Origin of the sequence: Chelatococcus sp. HY11, from assembly GCF_018398335.1 — a bacterium.
In the GTDB taxonomy this organism is placed as follows: domain Bacteria; phylum Pseudomonadota; class Alphaproteobacteria; order Rhizobiales; family Beijerinckiaceae; genus Chelatococcus.
In genome coordinates, this window is the sequence record NZ_JAHBRX010000001.1 from 4202997 (window position 1) to 4225724 (window position 22728).

A 22728-nucleotide genomic window follows, 5' to 3' on the forward strand; every position below is an offset into this window, starting at 1 on the left:
GCTCGTTGCTGCGCAACGCTCCGGGATGACCGTAGGCAGCGTCTTCTGGGGCTGTGCCGGGTCGGCATCTTACTCCCGCACGGAGCCGCCTTTGGCGGTATCGAGCGAAAAGGCGGCTGCAAAGAGCGCCCTGGTATAGTCTTCACGCGGATTGGCGAAGAGGCTTCGCGCGTCACCTTGCTCGACCACCACCCCGTCGCGCATGACGATGACCGATGAGGCCAGCGCTCGCACAACCTTGAGATCGTGGCTGATGAAGAGATAGGCGAGCTTCTTGGCATCCTGCAGGTCGCGCAGGAGGTCGACGATCTGCGCCTGAACCGACATGTCGAGCGCCGAGGTTGGCTCGTCGAGGACGACGAAACGTGGTTCGAGCGCCATGGCGCGCGCGATGGCTATGCGTTGGCGCTGCCCGCCGGAGAACTCATGCGGATAGCGATCCATCGTCGCCGGATCAAGCCCGACATCGATGAGCGCGCGGGCCACGACCTCGCGGCGATCCTCATAGGTGAGACCGCGCTTCTGCACCAGAAGGCCTTCCTCGACGATCTCGGCGACGGACAGCCGCGGAGACAGTGAGCCGTAGGGGTCCTGGAACACCACCTGCATGTCGCGCCGCAGCGGCTTCACCGCGCTGGAGGACAGCCCGTCGATGCGGTTGCCGAGAAAGACGATGGGGCCCTCGGACCGGATGAGGCGCAGCAGGGCGAGGCCGAGCGTGGTCTTGCCGGAGCCGGATTCGCCGACGACGCCGACCGTTTCTCCTTCGCGCACGGTCAGCGAAATGCCGTCCACCGCCTTCACATAGCCGGTCGTGCGCCGGAGGAAGCCCTGCTTGATCGGGAACCAGACCTTTACGGGTCCAGCTTCGACGACGATCGGCGCGGCGGGATCGGCAACGTGCGGCTCCCCCTTGGGTTCCGCCGCAAGAAGCTTCTTCGTGTAGGGATGTTGCGGCCGGTTGAAAATCTCGTCGACCGGCCCCGCCTCGACGATATGGCCGCCGTTCATCACGCAGACCCGGTCGGCGATCTTGCGGACGATGCCAAGGTCGTGGGTGATGAACAGCATCGCCATCCCGAGCCGGCTTTTGAGATCGGCCAGAAGCTTGAGGATCTGCGCCTGCACCGTCACGTCGAGCGCGGTCGTCGGCTCATCCGCGATGAAGAGATCGGGCTCGTTGGCGAGCGCCATGGCGATCATGACCCGCTGGCGCTGCCCGCCCGAAAGCTGGTGGGGATAGGCGTCGAGCCGGCTTTCCGCGTCGCGGATGCCGACGAGTTCGAGCAATTCGAGGATGCGCCTGCGGGCGGCCTGGCCGGTGAGCCCCTTATGCAGCCTCAGGATCTCACCGATCTGGCGCTGGATGGGGTGGAGCGGATTGAGCGAAGTCATCGGCTCCTGGAACACCATGGTGATGTCGTTGCCGCGCACCTGCCTCAGTTCGCCCTCGTCCAGCGCCATGAGATCGCGTCCCTTGAAGAGAACGCGGCCGGACGGATGGCTGGCGGCAGGATAGGCGAGGAGCTTCAGGATCGACAGGGCGGTGACGGATTTTCCGGAGCCGGACTCGCCCACAAGCGCGACTGTCTCGCCCGGCGCGATCGAGAAGGACACGTGGTCGACGGCCAGCATCTCCTTGCCGTCCTGCCGGAAGGCCACCGATAGATCATCGACCGCAAGAAGCGGCTCCTTGGCGGATGTGGGGGGAGCTGTCATCCGGGCGGCCTCACGCATAGGTCTTGCGCGGGTCGAAGGCGTCGCGCACCGCCTCGCCGATGAAGATCAGCAGCGACAGCATGAAGGCGATGACGAAGAAGCCGGACAGGCCGAGCCAGGGGGCTTGCACATTGGCCTTGCCCTGGTTCAGGAGTTCACCCAGCGACGGCGATCCCGGCGGCAGGCCGAAACCGAGGAAGTCGAGCGACGTTAGCGTCGTGATGGAGCCGTTGAGGATGAATGGCAGGAAGGTGAGCGTCGCCACCATCGCGTTCGGCAGGAGATGCTTGAACATGATGGTGATGTTGGAGAGCCCCAGTGCGCGCGCCGCGCGCACATATTCGAAATTGCGCGCGCGCAGGAATTCCGCGCGCACGACGCCCACGAGCGCCACCCATGAGAACAGCAGCAATATGCCGAGCAATACAAAGAAGCCTGGCGTGATGACCGCCGAAATGATGATCAGGAGGTAGAGTGAGGGTATCGAGTTCCAGATCTCGATGATGCGCTGGAGGATGAGGTCGGTCCAGCCTCCGAAATAGCCCTGCACAGCTCCGGCGAGGATGCCGACGACGGATGATATGACGGCGAGAGCTAGCCCGAACAGAACAGACAGGCGGAAGCCGTAGATGACACGGGCGAGAACGTCGCGACCCTGGTCGTCCGTGCCAAGCCAGTTCCACTCGATGTCCCAGCAACTGTTGCCGCCGGTTCTCTCGGCGATGGGGCGACATTGGGCGTCGGTCAGCATCCAGGTGGGCGGGGAAGGAGCCGGCACGGGCAGGTCGAGGTTATGGGTGGAATAGGAGAAACGGATGGGCGGCCAGACCATCCAGCCATTCGCCTTGATCTCGTCCGCGATGATCGGCGCGCGGTAGTCGGTCTGGGCGAGGAAACCGCCGAACTTTTCCTCCGGATAGTCGACGAAGACAGGGAACAGAAGTTCGCCCTTGTACATGGCGATGATGGGCCGGTCGTTGGCGATGAACTCCGCGAAGAGCGTCACCACGAAGACGATGGCGAAGATCCAGAACGACCAGTAGCCGCGGCGGTTGGCCTTGAAATTGGCGAGCCGTCTCCGGTTGAGCGGCGTGAGATTGATGAGGCCGCTGCGGGGGGGCAGCGGCGGGGCGAGGCGCTGGGGCGATGCCGGCACGTCGCGGGGAAGGGCAGCCTCGGTCATTGCCCGGCTCCCGGGATTGCCCGGCGCGGCGCGGCGCGCGACGATCGCCACCGCTCATCTCTACCAGTCGGGGAGAGGTCGGACGCGCAGCGTCCGGGTGAGGGTGTGGCATCCCTCCGGAAACGTTCCCCCTCACCCCAGCCCTCTCCCCGCCGGGGAGAGGGAGAAACACGGACAGCCTTTGCGCATCCGATCGCAAGGCGCGCAACGCGGCGCATGGCAACCGGCTTGATGACCGCTTCCGGATATCGCCAGGATCTCGTCATCGATCTCGTCATCGTCACACCTCCCGCGTCTCGAAATCGATGCGCGGGTCGATCCAGGTGTAGGTGAGATCGGAGACGAGGTTCACCACCAGGCCGAGCAGGGAAAAGATGAAGAGATTGGCGAAGACGACCGGATAGTCGCGGTTGACGATGGACTCGAAGGACAGGAGCCCAAGACCGTCGAGTGAGAAGATGGTCTCGATCAGAAGTGAGCCCGCGAAGAAGGCCGAGATGAAGGCTCCGGGAAAGCCGGCGATGACGATCAGCATGGCGTTCCGGAACACGTGGCCATAGAGCACCTGCCGCTCCGTCAGGCCTTTCATGCGGGCCGTCAGAACGTACTGCTTGCGGATCTCGTCAAGGAAGGAGTTCTTCGTCAGCAGGGTTGAGGTCGCGAAGGCACCGAGCGCCATGGCCGTGATCGGCAGCGTGATATGCCAGAAGTAGTCGAGGATGCGTTCCGGCCAGCTGAGGCTCGACCAATTCTCGGAGACAAGTCCTTGCAGGGGAAAAAACTGCCAGAACGAGCCGCCGGCGAACAGCACGATGAGCAGGATGGCGAACAGAAAGCTCGGGATGGCATAGCCGATGATGACGACCACGGAGGTCCAGACATCGAAGCGTGAGCCATCCTTGACCGCCTTGGATATGCCGAGCGGGATGGAGATCGCGTAAGACAGGATCGTCATCCAGAGCCCGAGCGTGATCGAGACGGGCAATTTCTCCTTGATGAGATCGATGACGGGGACGTCGCGGAAGTAGCTCTTGCCGAAATCGAAGGTGGCATAGTCGCGCAGCATCTTCAGGAAGCGCTCGTGAGCGGGCTTGTCGAAGCCAAACTGCTTTTCGAGCTGGGCGATGAAGGCAGGGTCCAGCCCCTGGGCACCGCGATAGTTCGATGAGCCGCCGCCGCCGCCGCCACTCTGGCTGCCGAAATCGCCGCCGCCTCCGCCGATGCGGGACAGCGCACCCGCGTCCGTGCCCTGCAATTGGGCAAGGATGCGCTCCACCGGGCCGCCGGGAGCGAACTGCACGAGAATGAACGAGATCAGCATGATTCCGAGGATGGTTGGAATCATGAGAAGGATGCGGCGGGCGATATAAGCCAGCATTCAGCGCGCGACCTTTGCTACCGCGGCGGATGGCTCAAACTGCCGGCCTGTCTCTGTCATCAAGCTCATCCCTTCAATCCGATTCGCTTGGCCTTCTCCTCGTCATACCACCATGTGTCGGGCGCGCCCGTAGAATGTTTGGGCCTGGTCTCCGGCCGGGAAAAGACATCCCAATAGGCGAGCCATCGCTCGGACCGGTACCACATGGGTATCCAGTAACGGCCGGCGCGCAGCACGCGGTCGAGCGCTTTGCTGGCGACGGTCAGGTCGTCACGGTTTTCGGCATTGCCGATGATGTCGATGAGATGATCGACCGCTGGGTTCGCGATGCCGCTGAGATTGCGCGAACCCGATGTTCGCGCGGCGTCGGTGCCGTAGACGACGCGCAGCGAATCACCCGGCGTCAGGCTGCCGCCGAGAGCGCCCGAGACGATGTCGAAATCGAAGTCATTGAGACGCCGGCTGTACTGGGAGGCGTCGACAATGCGCGAGCGGGCATTGATGCCGAGCCTTTTCAGGTTGGCCTGGAAGGGCTGGGTATGGGGCTGCAGGCTGGGTGTGAAATCGAGAAACTCGATCTCGAATGGTTTGCCGTTCGGCAAGCGCAGGACATTGCCCTCGCGCTTGCAGCCGGCGTCGCGCAGCAACTGGTCGGCGCGGCGCAGGAGGTTGCGATCGGAGCCGGAGCCGTCGGATACCGGCGGCGTAAAGGGCTCACCGAAGACATCCGCCGGCAGCTTGTCGCGGAAAGGCTCGAGCAGCGCGATTTCCTCCGGTGAGGGCAGGCCCCGCGCCATGTTGTCCGAATTCTGGAAATAGGAGGTCAGTCGCTTGTAGGACGAGAACATGATGTTGGCATTCGTCCACTCAAAATCGAATGCCAGGCCAAGCGCCTCGCGGATCCGGGGATCCGCGAACGTCTCGCGGCGCAGGTTGAAGTGCCAGCCCTGCGTCGGGATGGCGGCGCCGCTTTCGACCGTCTCACGCTTGACGCGTCCCTGGCGGAAGGCGGGAAAATCATAGCCGGTGGCCCAGATACGCGCCGTGTAGTCCTCGTTGAAATTATAAGTGCCGGCCTTGAAGCCCTCGAAGGCCACTTCGCGATCGCGGAAATAGTCATAGCGGATGCGGTCAAAATTATTGTGCCCGACATTGACGGGCAAGTCCCTGCCCCAGTAGTCCGCGACCCGTTGCAGCTCGATAAAGCGTCCTGGCTCAAAGCGCCCCACTCGATACGGACCGGAGCCCAGGGGGGCTTCCAGCGTCGCCGCCTCGAAGTCACGCTTTTCCCAGTAAGTCCTGGAAAAGACGGGCAGGCCCGCGATGAGGAGATGCAGGTCGCGATTGCGCCGGACAGACAGCCGCACCACCACCATATAATCGCCTTCGGCCTTCACCTCCTCAAGCTCGGTGAGCAGAGAGCGGAACGTGGGATGCCCTTTTTCCTTGAGCACGGTCATGGAAAAGGCCACGTCATGGGCGGTGACGGGGGTGCCGTCGTGGAACCGGGCCTCGCGCCGGAGAACGAAGCTATAGGTGCGCTTGTCCGCGGAGATATGGACGGAATGGGCGAGCAAGCCGTACAGCGCGTCCGGCTCGTCCTGGCTCGATGCCATGAGGGTATCGAAGGTGTCTGGCACGCCGGCGGCGCCATCACCCTTCAGGACATAGACGTTCAACGTATTGAAGGTGTCGAAGGCCTGATTGCCGACGGCTTGCTTGATTTGCAGCGAGAGCGAGCCGCCTTTTGGCGCTTGCGGGTTCACATAGGCGAAATGCTTGAAGTCGGCGGGATAGAGCAGGTCACCGAATGACGAGAGCCCGTGGCGGGTCAACTCGCCGGCTTCCGCCATCCCACCGGCGCCGGTCTGGCCGAACACGGGACGGGCGGCAAGCACGCCGCCGGCCAAGGCCGCCCCGGCCTGAATGAGGCCGCGCCGGGTGAATGGGTGGAGGCGTCTGCTCAAGGGGTTCTCCCCGGCTTGTTGGCTTCACCGGCGGCTTTCGACCACCAGACGGTCGGGAAGGCGGCTCCGCCGAAATACGGCATGGTCTTGGGATGATCGAAGCGATCCCACCGCGCCGTCAGTTCCTTCATGAAGTAGTAGTGGGGCACGACATAGGCGCTCCACAGCAGCACGCGATCGAGCGCATGCGTGGCGGCCAGCAGTTCCTCGCGGGTCTTGGCGAAGATGATCCGCTCGATCAGCGCGTCGACGGCCGGATTCCTGATGCCCGCAAGATTGTAGGAGCCGGGCTGGTCGGCGGATCGCGAGCCCCAGAAATCCCGCTGTTCGTTGCCGGGCGAGAGCGACTGCGGGAACAGCGTGGCGGTGGCATCGAAATCGAAGCTGCGCAGGCGGTTCTGGTACTGGGCCGCGTCCACGACGCGCAGGCTCACCCCGATGCCTAGGCGTTCCAGTGCTGCCTTGTAGGGCGCTGCCCAGCGTTCCATGGTCTGGTCATAGCCGAGGATCTCAACCGTCAGTTGTGCGCCGGTCTTTGCATGGACCAGTCGTGTGCCCTTCAGCTCATAGCCCGCCTCGCGGAGCAGGCCGAGCGCCGTGCGCAGGTTGTTGCGCGTCGCCTCGGCTTTGCCGCCGACGGGATTGGCATAGGGGGTTGTGAAAACCTCCGGCGGCACCTTGTCCTTCACCTCGTTGAGGATCTCGAGCTCGCGTCCCTGCGGCAAGCCGCTTGAAGCAAGCTCGGTGCCATAGAAGAACGAATTGATGCGCTCGTAACGATCGAAGAAGATCGTGCGGTTGAGCTCCTCGAAATCGAACGCGTAGTTGAAGGCCCGCCTGACGCGGATGTCCTGGAATTTCTCCCGGCGCAGGTTGAAGACCATCCCCTGCATGACGCCGAGGTTGCGAATGGGAAATTCCTCGCGGACGATGCGCCCGTCCCGGGCGGCGGGAAAATCATAGGCCGTCATCCAGTTGCGGATGACGTTCTCGCGGCGCCAGTCGATGCGGTCGCCCTTGAAGGCCTCGAACAGCACGGTCATGTCACGGAAATAGTCGTAGCGGATCTCGCCGAAATTATTCGTGCCCTTGTTCACCGGCAGGTCTTTCGCCCAATAATCAGGCACCTGCTCGTAGATCGCGTAGCGTCCCGCCTCGAAGCTCTTCAGCCGATAGGGGCCGGAGCCAAGCGGCGGCTCAAGCGTCGTCGCGGTGACGTCACGCGCCGAGCCACTGGCGGTCTTCCCAGTCCACCAGTGCTTGGGCAGCACGGTCAACTGGCCGACGATCAGTGGCAGTTCGCGATTGCCCTTCTGGTCGAAGGTGAAGGTCACCTCGCTGGGGCCCGTGGCCTCGGCCTTCGTCACATTGCGCCAGTAGGCCATGTACATCGGGCTCGTCGCCTTCAGGGTCTCGAAGGAGAAGATGACATCGTCGGGGGTGATGGGCTTGCCGTCGTGGAAGCGGGCCTGGGGCCGCAGGCGGAATGTGACGGAGGAGAAGTCCTCAGGATAGCTCAGGCTTTCCGCCACGAGGCCGTATTCGGAGCTGATCTCGTCGAGGCTCGACGTCATCAGCGTGTCGTAGACGCGGCTGATGCCGGTCTCGAGTTCCCCTTTCATGCCGGCGATGGCGGTGTTGAAATTATCGAAGCCGCCGATCGAGCCGAGGCGGAGGGTGCCGCCCTGGGGGGCGGACGGATTGACATAGTCGAAATGCGCGAAACCCGGGGGATATTTGGGCTCGCCCACCAGCGACAGTCCGTGCCGCCAGGTCGTCTGGGCTGATGCCGCCGACAGCGGTGCGAGCAGGGCGGTGAGACAGGCGATGACGACGAGGCGAAACTGCAATCAACCACTCCGTTCCAGGTCTGTGTGCGGGTCGATGGACATTATGCACCGAAGCAGGCTGGTGGCGCACTATGGCGCTTCCCAGGCTTGCCGCCAACCTTCATGAGGTCGCTTTGGGACGCCGTCTTGCTCTCACGCGTCGAAGGTCGCGCGTATTGCGCCCGTGACACTTGATGTTGCATGGATCATGCGGCTCGACGAGGTGATTGATCAAAAATGGCAGTCAATTGATCGCGAGATTTGATGGCTCCTCGCCATCGATCCGCGCTAAGAGCTGGGCATGGATTGCGCTTCCGTCGGCGGGGGTGGCGCAGGGATCATTCGAGGCGATTGATTGCAGCCATGACCGAAACTGACAGCCTTGGTTCTTCTCTTCGACGCGAGGCCGTGGAGGCCCCGATCAGCGGCATTGTTGACGTTTTCAACTACGGTCGCCATCGCGAGGGATTGATCCCGCTCTGGGTCGGTGAGGGGGACCTGCCGACGCCATCCTTCATATCCGATGCGGCCGTTGCCTCGCTCGCCGCCGGCGAGACCTTCTACACTTATCAGCGCGGATTGCCGGAGCTGCGTGAAGCGATCGCACGCTACATCGGTCGCCTCTACGGCCGCCCGGTTTCACCGGAGCGCTTCTTCGTGACCAGCGGCGGCATGCACGCATTGCAAGTCGCTTTCCGCATGGTATCGGGCGCAGGCGACGAGGTAATCGTGCCGACGCCCGCATGGCCGAATTTCGTCGCCGGGGTGGGCATCTCCGGCGCACGGCCGGTGGAGGTGCCGATGACCTTCACGGACAACGGCTGGCTTCTCGACGTCGATCGTATCGCCGCCGCCATCACGCCGGCGACGAAGGCCATCGTCATCAACTCGCCTTCCAATCCGACGAGCTGGATGGCCACGGCCGAGGATATAGCGGCGGTTCTGGCGCTGGCGCGTCGCCATGGTCTGTGGATCATCGCCGATGAGATTTATGGGCGCTTCGTCTACGACGGGCCGGCGCCGGCGCCGTCTTTCCGCGACGTGATCGATGACGAAGACCGCGTCATCTTTGTGCAGACCATGTCGAAGAACTGGGCGATGACGGGCTGGCGCGTCGGCTGGCTTGAGACGAACCCGCGGCTGGGTCAGATCATCGAAAACCTGATCCAGTACTCCTCGTCTGGGACCGCCGCCTTCATGCAGCGCGCAGCGATCGCTGCGCTGGACCAGGGCGAGGCTTTCGTCGCCGAGCAGTTTGAAGGCGCCAGAAGGGGCCGGACGATCGTCTCGCAGGGGCTGGCGGCGACCAACCGCGTCCGTTTTGCTCCGGCGCAAGGCGCATTCTATCTGTTCTTCTCGGTTCACGGCGTCGCCGACAGCGCACGCTTCGCCAGGGTCATCGTCGATGAGGCGGCGGTGGGACTGGCGCCGGGAACGACCTTCGGGGCCGGGGGGGAAGCGTTCTTCCGGCTTTGCTTCGCGCGCAATGTGGCCGATCTCGAGGAGGCGACCCGCAGGCTTGCTTCTGCCCTGATGCGTCTCGCGCCTTGAGCTTGCTCCGGTTCGGGGAGTGATTGCGGCCCATGCATGGCCAACGCCCGTGGGTTGCGCCATGAGCGTTTGACGGGCGATACGAGAACGCGCGATAGGTCTTCATTCCCTCCGCGCGATCCCAGCGCCTGCGTCATCGAGGTGGTATGACCCGCACCGGCTCCGTTCTCCTGGCATCCGCGCGTCAAGTTGCGCAGATCGCCGTTGCGGGAGCCGGGGGGGTGCTGTTCCTCTTTCTGGGGGTTCCGGCTGCCTGGGTGGCGGGCCCGGTCACCGCTGTCGCGGTCCTCTGCTTTATGCGCCGCTCTGTGCCCATGGCACGGCCTCTGGTTGAGATCGGCTTCCTGCTGGCCGGTTTCACCATGGGAGCGACGGCGACGCCTGAGGCGCTGAGCGCACTGACACGCTATCCGGTCAGTCTTCTGCTGCTTGCTTTGTCGGTTCTCGGCGTTCTGCTGCTGACGTCGTTGTGGCTCAAGCGCACCTCGGGCTGGACGCTGGCGGACGCGGTGCTCGGCTCAGCGCCGGGCGCGTTGTCGACCGTGATGGCGGTGGCGGCGGATCGCGGCGGAAACGTCGGATTGATCGCGGTCGTGCAATCCTTTCGCCTGTTCGTGCTCGTGCTGATCCTGCCGATGATCATCGTGCTGTCGGGTGGTGCGACAGAGGTGCCCCAGACCGGTGAGGTGCTGGCGCCCTTGCCTTTCGCTGTGATCATGGCGCTGTCGTTCGTGCTTTCACTGGTGTTGCAGCGCCTCAGGATCGCCGCGCCGATGCTGCTTGCCGCGCTCGTCGTCAGTCTTCTCGCCCATGGTCTCGGTCTCGTGCAGGGCCGGCTGCCGGTGTCGCTCTATACTGTGTCGCTGGTGCTGGTGGGCGCCTTCGTCGGGTCGCGCTTCGCCACGGTCAATCGGCAGGCCCTTATAGCGGCTTTCCCGGCCGCCGTTGGATCCTTCGCCGTCTCGTTCGCCATCGCGCTGGGCTTTGCGCTCGTATCCTGGCAACTGGCCGACGTCACCTTCGCCGCGGCCATCATCGCCTTCGCCCCCGGTGGCCTTGAGGTCATGACGGTGCTGGCGCTTCTTCTCGGGCTCGACCCGATCTTCGTCGGGGCCCATCACTTGGCGCGTTTTATCCTGGTCGCGCTTCTCTTGCCGATCATCATCGCCGCCATCCATCGCGTGGAAAGCCGCCGGCTGAAAAATGCCTATGCGGCCGGCGACGAACCCCAGTAGAGGCCAGTCGCCGGCGGATATCGCCTATCAGACCTTCACGAGTTTTGCCGCCAGAGGCCCGATGACCGTTATGGCCGCGATGCTGCTTGGCACTGGCACGGCCGGGGCGCCGTTCAATGTACCGGTGGTGATGAACTGGCCCTTGCGGAGCCCTCCGCAATGGCTCGGAGGGGCCGCAAGCAGCGCGCGTAGCGGTGCGGCCGGATCCACTTGTGGATGGGCGATTGTCTTGTCCCAGATGGTTTCACTGTCCCGCATGATGGTGAGATGCATCGTCTCGAGGTCAGGCGCATCGGCGCGGGGGCTGGACGCCGCCAGATAGTAGCCGCCGTTGGCGAGGCCGTCCGCCAGCATCGACAGGAAAGGCTGCGCCGCACGGTCCTGGTAGCGGGACTGGATGAGCTCCATCCCAAGCGCGATCTGCGAGACTATGCTGTCGGAATCGGCAACCGGCGCAGCCGCCGGGACATCCGCATCGAGAATATAGGCAATCTCCACCTCGATGGCGCACGGCGTGTTGCCTGCGACGGGCAGTTCCGGACCTCCTTGGCGGCTGACACGCGCCATGATCGGGGCGCATATGGATTGGCCGCTGGCATCGAAGCCGGCCTTCCAGCCGACAATGGCCGAATCCAGCAAATGCACCACACGCTCCTGCACCGCATAGGCCTCCGCGGGCGAAGTGACGAGGCCTGCCGGCAGGCTCTCGATGGCGGTGCCAGTGCGATGCGCCTCGACGAGGATGGCCGCAGCCTTCTCAATGCGATCCAATGAGCTCATTCTGTCGTTGCCTTGATAATTGTGGTCGGATGGGCGCCGAAGCCATGGTGCGCCCTCGATCCGTGGGCGCACACGGGCTTCAATCACGCGATAACTGAAATCAAGTGGAGAGCACGGGTCAAGCGATGGAGGGTGTGTCACTGCCCGGGAAAGTCTCTTGCAGAGCTTCATCCAGCAGGGCCTCGCGATGACGCAAGGCCTCGCGCAAGGGACCGCTGGGCGCGCCGGCGCTTGCCATGAAATCCATCATGACGTCGCGCATCGTCGGAAAGCGCCGGCTCAGGTCCTCGAAATCACCGAGTTCAACGTCTGGCGGCTCAACGCCGATCCATTCAGAAGAACCCAGAAGCGCGAAACCCTTTGCATGTTCGAGGCGCGACATATGAAAGGTGCCGCCGGGAATGAAGAGCTGTGGCCGCATGCCGGCCTCAAGGTCTGGTCCGACGACGCGAACCTCGCCCGTGCCATCGGGATAAAGCAGGAGGACTTGCAGGGAATCGCCGAGATAATGATGATAGATCTGATCGCCCCGGATACGGTGCATCACGATATGCGCCTCGGTGGTCACCATGAAATAGAGCGCCGACCCTACTGGCCGCGGACCTTCGTAGCCTTCAGGCAGGGATGGCGCTGGCAGTCTGTGCCGACTGCGATAGGTTTCCTGGACATAGCCGCAGGTCGGATGTCGTTTCAAGCCCAGGGTGGCCATGATTGCACTGGCTGTCGTCATGATTGCCGCTTTGCGCCCTTGCCGCTTCTTTGTCTTGCGTATCGATTTGGCATCGCGGATCCTGACATCGCGAACTTGGCATCGCAAACGCCGCTACCCATCTCGCCAAACGCTCAACGCTTGTCTATCATCGACCCGTGTCGGCAACAGGTCAACGCATCCGCAGCCTTATACGAAGGGAGATCGAAGGCTGAGACGCGTTGTTAGGGTCATGTGGAACAGAAGCGCTGCCTTGGCGTTTTTATAACGGTGGGGCAAGGGATCGAGCTATGAATACCATCATCTATCTGGTTAGCGCGGCCGTGATCAATCTCGCTGCAATCGCGCTCTTCGCCTTCGCAATGCAACGTCCGGCACCCAAGCCGGTTCTGGCGCGTGTACGCCGAAACTCAAGGCGTCTTTAGGCTCCCGCCATCTCTCCCGGATCGCGCGCACGCGGCGCGTCAGGACCCTCTGTCCAACAGCGTGCTGCTGGCTTGGCTTCCAGGCGGAAGCTTTGCGGCCACCTACCGGGCGTTTAGCCATGATCTGCGGCGGCTAGCCGTCGGCTTTTTGGTCGTCGTGCAGGATCGTCGACCGGGCGTTCCAGGAAGGCCAGATTTGCGTCCCCGGCGGCAGGTACGGGGAGGCCAAGAGATAGATGTATCCCTGCGCAGATATATCCCTGCCCCGACTCTGACCGGAAGCGCTTAGTTGCGAGGGAACTCCATGATCATCACGGTTCTGACACACGCGATCGTAACGATCCTGATCTGTGGCCTCGTCATCTGGCTGATCCAGTTCCTCCCGTTCGATGGCCGGGTGAAGATGATCGTCCGGGTGGTCGTCATCGTGCTTGGGCTCGTCTCCATCGTTCGCTCGCTCGATCTGCTCGCGATTTCCACGCCCCCGTCGACAAAGATCACCGAATAGCGAGGCGCAAGCGCCCTTTCCGTCCGCGAGCCTTCCACCTAGTGTAACGGCCATCGAACCTTGTTGGGGGAAGGGTTCCATGGCGACCGTTTCTGTGACCGAACTCGCGCAACTCACGGGCTGCGGCGTCGGTGATATCGCCGGCCTTGTCGAGCTGGGCATCATCAGTCCATCGAATGGATCTTTCGCGAAGGCTGACATCAGCCGCGTGCGACTTTCGCTCGCCCTCCGCGACGCGGGCCTGGACGCCAATGTGCTGGCTACGGCGATCGCGGACGACCTGTTGTCGCTGGATTTCGCCGGCCAGCTGATGTTCGATCCGGTCTCCCTGTCAGTGAGAGGAAGCGAAGAGCTGTTGGCCTCGCTGGATCTCGATGTGGCCAGCGCCACGCGTCTGCGCAGCGCGGTCGGCCTGCCCGCGCTTCAGCCAGATCAGGCTCTGCGTGAGGATGATATCGAATTGATGTCACTCATTGCGGCGGCGCGGGGCTTTGGCCTTAACGATGATGCCCTTGCGCGCGTCCTGCGGATATTCGGCCAGTCGGTGCGGCGCAGTGTCGAGACGATGCGCGATCTGTTTCGTGGCGAGGTCGAGGACCGCATGCTGGCTTCGGGCGTCTCCCGCCGCGACATGTTGGAGCGTGGCGCGGACATGCGGCTGCAGTTGCAGCGGCTCGGTTTCCGCGCGCTCTTCCTGCTGCAGCGGCGCATGCTGGAGGAAGCCGTCTTCGACAATGTCGTCATGCGTGTGCAGGAGATTCTCCGGGAGGCGCGACTGGGCGAGGCCCTCGACCGCAAGCCGCCGACCGTCGCCTTCATCGACCTCGTGGGTTTCACGGCGCTGACGCAGGCCATGGGTGACGAACGCGCGGCGGACTATGCGTCGCGCCTGGAGGCTCTCGCCCAGGACACGGTCTCCAAACATGGCGGACGGCTAGTGAAGGCGCTTGGCGACGGGGTGATGTTGCTCTTTCCAGACGCCATGCCGGCGCTGGAAGCTAGCTTCGCCATCTCAAGCCGCTGTGCCGACGAAGGGTTGCCCGGGGTGCGCGCGGGCCTGGCCACAGGCTCGGTGGTTCCGCGTGACGGAGATATCTTCGGCGCCACAGTCAACCTGGCTGCGCGTATCGTGGCGCAGGTCGATCCTACGCAGATTGATATTGCGCATCGCGATGTGGCGCAGGCCGATCACGCCACGCCTGGTCAGGTGCTGGTTTGCGCGGATACCAGAGAGGCGATCATGGCGGCCTGGCCGGAGGCCTTCGTTTTCCAACCGTGTCCGCCGGTGGCGTTGAAGGGGGTCGAGAAGCCTGTGGTTCTCCACGCGGCCTGGCCGCGAGTTTTGCCGGCAACTCTCGCGGCTTCTTAGCGCAGGTCGGTTCCTCGCGAGATCGCGCTAGAGGGAAATAGATTTATAATGCAATTGTTAGATGGATTTAGATATTTCCGTCCGAGCGGGGATGGCCCTAAGGTACCAGCACCGCCGCCCCCTCGAACCGGCCCTCTCGCAGATCGTCGAGAGCCTCATTGGCCGCGGTGAGCGGATAGGGATTGGTTGTCGTCGCAATTCCGACCTGCGGCGTGATCTTCAGAAAATCGATGCCGTCCTGACGCGTCAGGTTGGCTACCGAGACGACCTGGCGCTCCTCCCACAGCAGCCTGTAGGGAAAGCTGGGGATGTCGCTCATGTGGATGCCCGCGCAGACGACACGCCCACCCTTGCGGACGGCCTTGAGCGCGGCCGGGACGAGAGACCCGATCGGCGCGAAGATAAGGGCGGCGTCGAGCGGGGAGGGCGGTGGCTCGTCGGATCCCCCTGCCCAGATCGCGCCGATGCTTCTGGCGAAGGATTGGGTCGAGATGTCTCCGGGCCGGGTGAAGGCATAAACGGCGCGGCCCTGCCAGGCCGCCACCTGCGCGATGATATGCGCGGCGGCGCCGAAGCCGTAGAGCCCGAGCCTTTTGCCTCCGCCGGCCATGACGAGCGCCCGCCAGCCGATAAGACCCGCGCAGAGAAGGGGTGCGAGTGCGACATCATCGCCATTTTCGCCGAGAGGGAAGGCATAGCTGCTGTCGGCGATGGTGGTGGTCGCGAAGCCGCCATCGCGCGTGTAGCCCGTGAAAAGAGGTGCGTCGCACAAGTTTTCGTGGCCGCCCGCGCAATAGGGGCATGTGCCGCATGTATGCCCGAGCCATGGAATGCCGACGCGTTCACCCAGACGCAGATGCGTGACGCTGGTACCGAGTGCCTCCACACGACCCACGATCTCGTGGCCGGGTATGATGGGCAGTCTTGGCGAGGGCAGGTCGCCATCGACAACGTGAAGATCTGTCCGGCATACCCCGCAGGCGGCAACTTTCAGGCGGATTTCCCCCGGGCCGGGCTCCCGGTCCGGCAGTTCGATCCCCACGAGTGGTGTCCCGCACGCCCTGAGTTGCATCGCGTACATCGCCGTTCCCCTCTCGCGCCGACCTTACGTCAAGCCTTGCGGTCCTCGTCCATCCGCGCCTTGTATTCCGCGCTGTAGCCGGCGGCGATCGCGGCATCGACCAGAGGACGCACGGCGTCCTCTGCAAGGCCTCGCGGCGTTCCGACGAAGGCGTCGGCCAGCGACATCACCGCCGACGTGGCGGCGAGGAGCCCGTCCGTTTCCTCGAAGGGTTCGATGAAGGCCTCGATCTCGGCGCGGTGATCAATAGCGGGCGAGCGCAGGGCCTCTGCCAAGGCTCGTCCACGCACGAATGTCTCGGGTTGGATCGACATGGCGGCATGACCTGATGGTGGCGGGCTTATCCCGCACAGGTGGACCTGCCCGATTTGTCGGCCAAACGTCCACCCTTCGCAATGGAAATAAGGGACGCGAATGCTCGCGCCATGCCTTCACGCCATCCGAATCACCACGCCTGCGCGTGTCTGGCTTACGCACCGAACATCTGGAGAAAGGGGGGGAATGGTGCTGCCAGAGAGGATTGAACTCTCGACCTCTCCCTTACCAAGGGAGTGCTCTACCACTGAGCTACGGCAGCCAATTGTCATCCGGCGGCGCGTGCCTGCCTGGAAGCGGGCGGACACTGCCACAAGGTATTCGCCCGCGCAAGCGCGCAAATGCCATTAAATGCGTTCTTCCACGCTTGTTCGTGGAGTTACGCTGCCGCGGCCTGGGGCTGCAGGGGAAGTCCGAGTTTCCGCCACACCGCGACGAGCCCGTCGGCGAGGCCGGCAATGAGGTCGTCGTTGTGGAACGGTGTCGGGGTGATGCGCAGCCGCTCGGTGCCCCGGGGCACTGTCGGATAGTTGATCGGCTGCACATAGATGCCGTGGTCCATGAGAAGCATGTCGCTGGCGCGCTTCGTCAGTTCAGGATCGCCGACGATGACGGGCACGATATGCGTCGGGTTCGCCTTCACCGGCAGCCCGGCGGCGTTGAGGACGGCCTTGGTGCGGGCCACCTGCGCGCGATGCCGCCGGCGCTCCTCGCCGCTGGTCGCCAGATGTTCCACAGCCGCGTGGGCGGCGGCGGCAATGGCTGGGGGAAGGGCGGTGGTGAAGATGAAGCCGTGCGCGTTCGAGCGGATCGCATCGATGATCAGGTCGCTCGCCGCGAGATAGCCGCCGATGCAGCCAAAGCCCTTTGCCAACGTGGCCTCGATCACGTCCAGGCGTTCGAGCGCGCCGACTTCCTCGGCATAGCCGCCGCCGGACGCACCATAGAGGCCGACCGCATGGACCTCATCGATATAGGTCATCGCGCCATAGCGCTCGGCGAGATCGCAGATGGCATGGATCGGCGCGACGTCGCCGTCCATCGAATAGACACTTTCGAACACGATAAGCTTGGGCCGGGCCGGATCGGCGGCAGCCAGGAGCGCTTCGAGATGGGTAAGGTCGTTATGACGGAAGATGACCTTCTCGGCACCGGAGCGGCGCACGCCCTCGATCATCGAGTTGTGGTTCTGCTCGTCAGAGAGAATGAGGCAGCCCGGCAGGAGGCGCGCGATCGTGGCGATGCCCGTCTCGTTGGAGACGTAGCCGGAGGTGAAGACAAGGGCCTTCTCCTTGCCGTGGATACGCGCCAGCGATTTCTCGAGCTCGACGATCGGCAGGCTGGTTCCGGCGATATTGCGGGTGCCGCCCGCGCCGACGCCCATCCGCTGGGCTGTCCGTGTGGCCGCTTCGATCGTGACGGCGTGCCGGCTCATGCCGAGATAATCGTTGGTGCACCACACGACCACGTCGCGCGGCCCATCCGACGAATGCCAGGTGGCGCGCGGAAAGCGTTCGACGTCACGCTCCAGCGTCGCGAAAACACGGTAGCGCCGCTCGTCGTGCAGCGTGTCGAGGGCGGAACGGAAGAAATGGTCGTATATCATGCGGCGTCCCATTCAGCGGGCCTGATCGCCTGCAACCGCGGTCCTGCCCTGCATCAAGGCGACATCACTGGTTATGCTTCGAGGCAAGCCATGCGTGTCACATTTTGAGCAATTCCATATTGGCGCGAATGACACAAGACGTCGAGACGACGCAGGTTACGAATCTGCGAGGACAAAATGCCCACCCCCCGCCAGGAATCGCGATCCCGGGCGCGGCCGTCCCCGGTTTTGTGGATCCGAGAATCCCGTCCCTTTTGGCCAATCGCGTCAAGGATTTGCTGACTGTTGCGCGAGCCCGGCGTCCCTTGGCACTTGTGACACAGCCCCGAGATGTCTATCGCTTTTCCCTAGGAGCCTTGCGTGCCGCATCGGGCGCGCGGCTCGTGGGCGAGGCAACGATGACGAGGCTGATGGCGGACTGCCATGGCGAAAGGTGAGACCGGCACGAGCCGGCAGTCACGGCTGGCGGCGGCCTTGCGTGACAACCTGAAACGCCGCAAGGAGCAGGGCAGGGCGCGTAAGGCGGTCGCGTCAGGGCAGCCGGCGGGCATCGCCCCGGCTGCAGCGGGGCATGATCGCGCGGCCGATGGTCATAGAGCAGACACTCCTGTTCTTGGAGCAGACACTCTTGGTCATAGAGAAGACATTCCTGGGGCGGGCGGGCAGCGTCCATTGAAAGAGGACTGATTGTCGATGGATCGAATTCGCATCGTGGGGGGCGAGCCGCTTGTTGGTACGCTGCCCATCTCCGGGGCCAAGAACGCGGCCCTGCCCCTCATGATTGCCTCCCTCCTCACGGAGGAGACGCTGGAATTGCACAATGTTCCCCGGCTCGCCGACGTCGGCCTGCTGCTGCGGATCCTCGGCAATCATGGCGTTGACCACAGCATCGCGGGCAAGCGCCCGGGCCAGACGGCGGAAACGGGACAGACCATCCGACTGAAGGCCGGCAACATCATCGATACGGTCGCTCCCTATGAGCTCGTGTCGCGCATGCGGGCGAGCTTCTGGGTGCTCGGCCCGCTTCTCGCGCGGATGGGCGAGGCGAAGGTTTCCTTGCCGGGCGGTTGCGCGATCGGCACGCGGCCTGTCGATCTCCTGCTGATGGCTCTGGAGCGGCTTGGCGCCGAGATCGAGATCGACGCGGGCTACGTGCTCGCTCGCGCCCCGAAGGGCCTGCGCGGCGCAGAAATCGCCTTCCCGAAAGTGACCGTCGGCGGCACCCATACCGCGCTGATGGCGGCGGTCCTGGCCGATGGCACCACAGTCATCGAGAACGCGGCCTGCGAGCCGGAAGTGACCGATCTCGCCCTCTGCCTTGCGAAGATGGGCGCCCGTATCACCGGTGCCGGCACCACGCGCATCGTCGTGGAGGGCGTGACCAGCCTTGGCGGAGCCGAACATTCCGTGCTGCCTGACCGCATCGAGACCGGCACCTATGCCATGGCGGTTGCCATGACGGGGGGCGATGTTCTCCTTGAAGGGGCCGAACCCGACCTTCTGCAGTCGGCGCTCGATGTGCTGGTCGAGGCCGGGGCGGAGATCAGCGCCAGCAACGAGGGCATCCGCGTGCGCCGCAACGGCGCCGGCCTTGCCAGCGTCGATGTGACGACACAGCCTTTCCCCGGCTTCCCGACCGATTTGCAGGCGCAGCTCATGGCGCTGATGACCCGGGCCAAGGGTACGACCCGCATCCGCGAGACCATCTTCGAGAACCGCTTCATGCATGTGCAGGAGCTGGCTCGCCTTGGTGCCCGCATTCGTCTCGATGGCGATGTCGCCTATGTCGATGGCGTGGCGCGGCTGAAGGGCGCGCCCGTCATGGCGACCGATCTGCGCGCCTCTGTTTCCCTGGTTATCGCGGCTCTCGCGGCCGAGGGCGAGACCATGGTAAACCGCGTCTATCACCTCGATCGCGGCTTTGAGGCGCTCGAGGCGAAACTTGGACGCTGCGGCGCCCGGATCGAGCGCATATCCGGCTGAGCCGGGAGGCCTTTCCCGGGAAACCGCGCGGTGGCTTCGCGAGCGGGTTCTTCCTTGTTTCACGCTTCCGGGGGAAAAGCTTCAAAGCTTGTCGTCAGCCCGGAGCACCAAAAAAACCGCCGCTGGAGACAGCGGCGGTTTGACTTTCAGGATGTCCCGTCTTCGCGGCTACTGGATGATGCCGCGTTTGCGGCCAAACCCGGGGATATCGCAGCGGCACGCACCGCCTGAAGGGCCAATGGCAGGGCAGCTTCCACGGGAGGTTACACAATAACCGCCGCGCCTCGGGCCGCGACGATCGTCCCAGCCGCCGCGACGGTCATCCCAGCCACCGCGGCGGTCGTTGCGACGCTCCCATTCCTGCTGGCGGCGCCATTCTTCGCGACGCCTTTCCTCGCGGGGATCATAGCGAGGCGGCCCACGATCATCGTAATAGTCGCGTCCGTAGCCCGGAGGCGCATACTGGGCTAGCGCTGTCTGGGGCACGGCCATCCAGCCGGCTAAAAGGAGTGCGAACAGCGACGCAAAAAGGCGAAGAGACATTGTTTCCTCCGAGCCCCACACGATCTTGTATGGGCGCAGGCTCCAAGGGAGCTAAAGTCATTGTAGCGGAACCGATGGCACGACCCGCGCAGTTTGAGTCTTGTGTCTGTCAACGCTCGATGCCGGGGAATGTTTCATCGACGCCGGAGCCGCCGCATCTGTTGCGTCGGCACCGACCGGCAGATAACAAACCATCAGTGCGTCAATTTTTGGTGTTTTCATAGGCGCATGGGGACCGAAATGGACGAGATCAAGCTTATTGCCCTCGACCGCGAAGACTTGTCCGTCATCTCGGCCCATCTCCAGGATGCGCTGCTGCGAGTCGAGGATCTGACCTATCTTCCGCACAGGCGCTGTTTCGCGATGGCCGTACATCGTTTCGATTGGGAGGCCCCTGCCGAGGGCAAGCCGCAGCGGCGGCTCGCCGCCTTGCACTTCAACCAGGTCGAGCGGGTTCGCCGCAACAAGATCGATCCGACCAGCAACGGGGAGGTGCTCAACCTGCTCGCCATTGATTTTATCGAGACGGAGGCGCCATCCGGTCTTGTGCTGCTATTATTCTCGGGTGGAGCAGCCATCGAGCTGCGCGTCGAGTGCATCGAGGCCCAGTTGCGTGACCTCGGACCGGCTTGGGATGCACCCGCCCGTCCCAACCATGAACCTTCCTGATCATGGTACTCATCCGCCCGTTCCCAGACGATTGATGTAGCCAGAGACGAATGATCAAAGCGCCAGACACGTCACCCGGTGGCCCGCACGAACTCGACAGCCAGGCTGCCGATTTTTCCGCCCGCTTTGCGGAGCTCCTCGCCATGAAGCGCGAGGTCTCGGAGGAGGTCGATCAGGCCGTTGCCCGCATCGTGCAAGCCGTGATCGAGGGCGGCGACCAGGCGGTGATCGATTTCTCGCGGCAGTTCGACCGGCTTGACCTGACGCCGGAGACCCTGCGGGTCAGCGATGCCGAGCTCGACGCGGCGACAGGCGCCTGCGACAGCGACACGCTCGCCGCGCTCCAGACGGCCCGCGACCGGATAGAGGCCTATCACAGCCGCCAGTTGCCCAGGGACGAGCGTTTTACCGATGCTCTCGGCGTGACCCTAGGCTGGCGCTGGACGGCCGTCGGCGCTGTCGGGATCTATGTGCCGGGCGGCACGGCGAGCTATCCCTCGTCCGTGCTGATGAATGCCGTCCCCGCAAAAGTTGCCGGGGTCGAGCGCGTCGTGATGGTCGTTCCGACACCCGGTGGCGCGGTCAATCCGCTGGTCTTCGCGGCCGCGCGGCTCGCCGGTGTCGACGAGGTCTATCGCATCGGCGGCGCGCAGGCCGTCGCCGCGCTCGCTTACGGCACCGGTACTATCCGGCCCGTCGACAAGATCGTCGGCCCGGGCAACGCCTATGTGGCGGCCGCCAAGCGGCGCGTCTTCGGGCGGGTGGGCATCGACATGATCGCCGGTCCGTCCGAAGTCCTGGTGCTGGCGGATGCCTCGGCCAATCCGGAATGGATCGCCGCGGATCTCCTCGCCCAGGCCGAGCACGACACGGCAGCCCAATCGATCCTCATCACCGACGATCGCGCGTTGGCCACGGCTGTGAGAGAGGCTGTCGACGGGCAGCTCAAAAGCTTGCCACGCCGCGACATCGCCGAAGCAAGCTGGCGGGATTTCGGCGCCATCATCCACGTGCCTTCCTTGGCCGCGGCTGTCCCATTGGTCGATCGTCTGGCGCCGGAGCATCTCGAGATTATCGCCAATGACGCCGACGAGCTCGCGGGACGCATCCGCAATGCTGGTGCGATTTTTCTCGGCGGTCACACGCCCGAAGCGATCGGCGACTATGTCGGGGGATCCAACCACGTGCTGCCGACGGCACGTTCGGCGCGCTTTTCTTCCGGGCTCGGGGTACTCGACTTCATGAAGCGGACGTCTATCCTGCGATGCACGCCCGATAGCCTCGCGGCTCTCGGTCCGGCCGCGATCGCTCTTGGCCGGGCGGAGGGGCTTGATGCCCATGCGCGTTCGGTCAGCATCCGCCTTAATCGATGAGCGAGACAGGAGACAGGGTTGGGAGACGCAAAGCTTCGCCGCCGCCTCGTTTCCGTCACGCTTGATGAAGTGTCCATCGGTCGGGGCAATCCGGATCAGGAACACGAGCGGGCTGTCGCCATCTGGGATATTGTCGAGGCGAATTCCTTCGCCATACCGGGTGATGAAGGCGGCCCCTACTGCCTCGGCATCTCGCTTGTGGAGAAGAAGCTCGCGCTGGACATTCGCCGCGAGAATGGCGAGGCGGTGATCGCCCACGTGCTCTCCCTCACGCCGTTTCGGCGGGTGATCAAGGACTACAAGCTCATCTGCGACAGCTACTACGCGGCGATCCGCAGCGCGACCCCGTCGCAGATCGAGGCGATCGATATGGGACGCCGGGGCCTGCACAACGAAGCCTCCGAACTTCTGCGCGACCGCCTCAACGGCAAGGTAGAGGTTGATTTCGACACGGCCAGGCGTCTGTTCACCCTGATCTTCGCACTGCACTGGAAGGGGTGAGCCC

The 22728-nt window shown here is 63.9% G+C and carries 19 protein-coding genes and 1 tRNA gene; 8 read left to right on the forward strand and 12 right to left on the reverse strand.

Annotation, left to right across the window (positions count from 1 at the left end; translation table 11 throughout):
- Positions 1-69: 69 nt before the first annotated feature.
- From KIO74_RS19125 to KIO74_RS19145, 5 genes are all read right to left on the reverse strand, one after another.
- Positions 70-1719, reverse strand: coding sequence for an ABC transporter ATP-binding protein (locus KIO74_RS19125; RefSeq protein WP_213333337.1), 1650 nt, complete (start codon positions 1717-1719; stop codon positions 70-72).
- Between the two features lie 10 nt (positions 1720-1729).
- Positions 1730-2902, reverse strand: a complete 1173-nt coding sequence (locus KIO74_RS19130; protein ID WP_213333339.1) for an ABC transporter permease — start codon at positions 2900-2902, stop codon at positions 1730-1732.
- Positions 2903-3182: 280 nt separating this feature from the next.
- A complete protein-coding gene (locus tag KIO74_RS19135) occupies positions 3183-4280 on the reverse strand; it encodes a microcin C ABC transporter permease YejB (RefSeq protein WP_213333341.1) in 1098 nt (365 codons plus the stop codon).
- A 65-nt stretch (positions 4281-4345) separates the two neighbouring features.
- On the reverse strand, positions 4346-6247 hold the full coding sequence (locus tag KIO74_RS19140) for an extracellular solute-binding protein (RefSeq protein ID WP_213333343.1): 1902 nt from the start codon (positions 6245-6247) through the stop codon (positions 4346-4348).
- Complete coding sequence (locus tag KIO74_RS19145; RefSeq protein WP_213333344.1) at positions 6244-8097, reverse strand: extracellular solute-binding protein; 1854 nt, start codon at positions 8095-8097, stop codon at positions 6244-6246. The genes KIO74_RS19140 and KIO74_RS19145 overlap by 4 nt, the downstream gene beginning before the upstream one ends.
- 342 nt (positions 8098-8439) lie before the next feature.
- Between KIO74_RS19145 and KIO74_RS19150 the strand changes: the two genes are divergently transcribed.
- Both KIO74_RS19150 and KIO74_RS19155 read left to right on the forward strand, forming a co-directional pair.
- Positions 8440-9627: a pyridoxal phosphate-dependent aminotransferase gene (locus KIO74_RS19150; protein ID WP_213333347.1), complete on the forward strand. Its 1188-nt coding sequence runs from the start codon at positions 8440-8442 to the stop codon at positions 9625-9627.
- Between the two features lie 146 nt (positions 9628-9773).
- A complete protein-coding gene (locus tag KIO74_RS19155) occupies positions 9774-10862 on the forward strand; it encodes an AbrB family transcriptional regulator (RefSeq protein ID WP_213333351.1) in 1089 nt (362 codons plus the stop codon).
- 27 nt (positions 10863-10889) lie between these two features.
- Here the strand turns inward: KIO74_RS19155 and KIO74_RS19160 are convergent, their stop codons facing one another.
- A complete protein-coding gene (locus KIO74_RS19160; RefSeq protein ID WP_213333352.1) occupies positions 10890-11642 on the reverse strand; it encodes a hypothetical protein in 753 nt (250 codons plus the stop codon).
- A gap of 118 nt (positions 11643-11760) precedes the next feature.
- A complete protein-coding gene (locus KIO74_RS19165; RefSeq protein WP_249731070.1) occupies positions 11761-12372 on the reverse strand; it encodes a cupin domain-containing protein in 612 nt (203 codons plus the stop codon).
- Between the two features lie 708 nt (positions 12373-13080).
- Here KIO74_RS19165 and KIO74_RS19170 point away from each other — a divergent pair.
- Both KIO74_RS19170 and KIO74_RS19175 read left to right on the forward strand, forming a co-directional pair.
- On the forward strand, positions 13081-13284 hold the full coding sequence (locus KIO74_RS19170) for a Thivi_2564 family membrane protein (RefSeq protein ID WP_213321488.1): 204 nt from the start codon (positions 13081-13083) through the stop codon (positions 13282-13284).
- A 79-nt stretch (positions 13285-13363) separates the two neighbouring features.
- Positions 13364-14653: an adenylate/guanylate cyclase domain-containing protein gene (locus tag KIO74_RS19175; RefSeq protein ID WP_213333353.1), complete on the forward strand. Its 1290-nt coding sequence runs from the start codon at positions 13364-13366 to the stop codon at positions 14651-14653.
- 97 nt (positions 14654-14750) lie between these two features.
- Here KIO74_RS19175 and KIO74_RS19180 read toward each other — a convergent pair whose 3' ends face one another.
- The 4 genes from KIO74_RS19180 to hemA all read right to left on the reverse strand — a co-directional run bounded on the left by KIO74_RS19180 (position 14751) and on the right by hemA (position 17655).
- Entirely contained in the window at positions 14751-15734 is a 984-nt protein-coding gene (locus tag KIO74_RS19180) for a zinc-dependent alcohol dehydrogenase family protein (RefSeq protein ID WP_213333354.1), read from the reverse strand.
- 29 nt (positions 15735-15763) lie between these two features.
- Positions 15764-16048, reverse strand: coding sequence for a hypothetical protein (locus KIO74_RS19185; RefSeq protein ID WP_213333355.1), 285 nt, complete (start codon positions 16046-16048; stop codon positions 15764-15766).
- A gap of 188 nt (positions 16049-16236) precedes the next feature.
- Positions 16237-16311 (reverse strand) — tRNA-Thr (locus KIO74_RS19190).
- 117 nt (positions 16312-16428) lie between these two features.
- Entirely contained in the window at positions 16429-17655 is a 1227-nt protein-coding gene (gene hemA / locus KIO74_RS19195) for a 5-aminolevulinate synthase (RefSeq protein WP_213333356.1), read from the reverse strand.
- 693 nt (positions 17656-18348) lie between these two features.
- Here hemA and murA point away from each other — a divergent pair.
- Complete coding sequence (gene murA / locus KIO74_RS19200) at positions 18349-19638, forward strand: UDP-N-acetylglucosamine 1-carboxyvinyltransferase (RefSeq protein ID WP_213333357.1); 1290 nt, start codon at positions 18349-18351, stop codon at positions 19636-19638.
- A gap of 168 nt (positions 19639-19806) precedes the next feature.
- On the opposite strand, the gene KIO74_RS19205 is transcribed toward murA, so the two are convergent.
- Positions 19807-20181, reverse strand: a complete 375-nt coding sequence (locus KIO74_RS19205) for a hypothetical protein (protein WP_213333358.1) — start codon at positions 20179-20181, stop codon at positions 19807-19809.
- Between the two features lie 240 nt (positions 20182-20421).
- Between KIO74_RS19205 and KIO74_RS19210 the strand changes: the two genes are divergently transcribed.
- The 3 genes from KIO74_RS19210 to KIO74_RS19220 are packed head-to-tail and all read left to right on the forward strand — an operon-like array spanning position 20422 to position 22724.
- Positions 20422-20850: a DUF2948 family protein gene (locus tag KIO74_RS19210; RefSeq protein ID WP_213333359.1), complete on the forward strand. Its 429-nt coding sequence runs from the start codon at positions 20422-20424 to the stop codon at positions 20848-20850.
- A gap of 50 nt (positions 20851-20900) precedes the next feature.
- Positions 20901-22223, forward strand: a complete 1323-nt coding sequence (gene hisD / locus KIO74_RS19215) for a histidinol dehydrogenase (protein ID WP_213333360.1) — start codon at positions 20901-20903, stop codon at positions 22221-22223.
- Between the two features lie 18 nt (positions 22224-22241).
- Positions 22242-22724, forward strand: coding sequence for a UPF0262 family protein (locus KIO74_RS19220; protein ID WP_213333361.1), 483 nt, complete (start codon positions 22242-22244; stop codon positions 22722-22724).
- Positions 22725-22728: the final 4 nt, after the last annotated feature.